Annotated in this window: 1 protein-coding gene and 2 pseudogenes; all 3 read right to left on the bottom strand. The window is 61.1% G+C overall.

Features of this window, described 5'->3' with window-relative positions:
* Positions 1-195, bottom strand: a pseudogene (locus X744_RS0139175) (pyridoxamine 5'-phosphate oxidase family protein); the annotation flags it as partial.
* Positions 196-214: 19 nt separating this feature from the next.
* Positions 215-889 carry a septation protein A gene (locus X744_RS139805; protein ID WP_023763224.1) on the bottom strand — a complete coding sequence of 225 codons (675 nt, stop codon included), beginning with the start codon at positions 887-889 and terminating at the stop codon, positions 215-217.
* Between the two features lie 55 nt (positions 890-944).
* Positions 945-1,220: pseudogene (locus X744_RS0139180) on the bottom strand (signal recognition particle-docking protein FtsY); the annotation flags it as partial.

The following is a 1,220-nucleotide window of genomic DNA, read 5'->3' on the forward strand; positions in this document are numbered from 1 at the left end:
GGGCTTGTCGCCTTTCGGGGTGACGTCGGCATTGCCTTCGCCGTCGGACGAGCCGATCAGCACGAATGGGCTCTTGCCGATGAAGGAGCGGCAATGGGCGTCGAGCGCCTTCAATTCCTTGCGGATCGAGCCATCGGTCGGGCGCGGCGTCTTGTAGATCGTCCGCAGCTCCTCCTGGGTGGTGACGAATTCCATGGCTCTCCCCTTTGCAACCTTATTTGCCGACTTTCTCTTCGCCGCCGGCCTTGTCGTCCAGCGAGTGGCGCAGGATCAGCGGCATCTGGCTGAAGGTGAACAGAAGCGTGATCGGCATGATGCCCCAGACCTTGAACGTAACCCAGGCGTCGGTGGAAAAATTCCGCCAGACGACTTCGTTGACGAGGGCCAGGAACAGGAAGAACAGGCCCCAACGGAAGGTGAGCTTGCGCCAGCCTTCGGCATCGAGCTTGAATGCGGACTCGAAGACATAGCCGAGGAGCGAGCGGCCGAAGTACAGGCCGCCGAGCAACACGCCGCCGAACAGCGTGTTGACGATGGTCGGCTTCATCTTGATGAAAACGTCGTCCTGCAGATAAAGCGTCAGCGCGCCGAAGATGAAGACGACGACCCCCGACACCATCGGCATGATCGGCAAGGTGCGGGTGAGCAGCCATGAGGCGATCAGCGCGATCGCGGTTGCGGCCATGAACAGGCCTGTGGCGACGAAGATAGGGCCGCCGAATTCAGCCAGCACGGGCAATTTCTGCGTCAGCCACTCGCCGCGCGCATTGGCGAAAAAGAAGACGAGCAGCGGCCCAAGCTCCAGCGCCAGCTTGAGCACGGGATTGATGCCTTCCTTCTTCTCTTTCTGCGGGTCGGACGGATCGCGTTCGAGAATGGGTGGGTTCATGGTTTCCTTCTAACGCACGCTCATCCGGAAGCCTCACTTCCGGCAACATGCCTGTTCAAGCCACTCCAGCGATCGCCCTGGCGAATTCGCTTGCGGAAAACGGTTCGAGGTCGTCGACCTGTTCGCCGACGCCGATGAAATAGACCGGCAATTTATGCTTTGCCGCGATCGCCACCAGAATACCGCCCCGCGCCGTGCCGTCCAGCTTGGTCATCACCAGGCCGTTGACGCCGGCGATATTGCGGAAGATCTCGACCTGGTTGAGTGCGTTCTGGCCGGTCGTGGCGTCGACCGTCTGCAGCACGGTGTGCGGCGCTTCGGGATCGAGCTT

It is taken from the genome of Mesorhizobium sp. LNHC252B00 (genome assembly GCF_000502955.1).
GTDB lineage: Bacteria > Pseudomonadota > Alphaproteobacteria > Rhizobiales > Rhizobiaceae > Mesorhizobium.

Coding starts and splice junctions, on each gene's coding strand:
- X744_RS139805 (WP_023763224.1), bottom strand. CDS start 889: ATGAACCCACCCATTCTCGAACGCGATCCGTCCGACCCGCAGAAAGAG.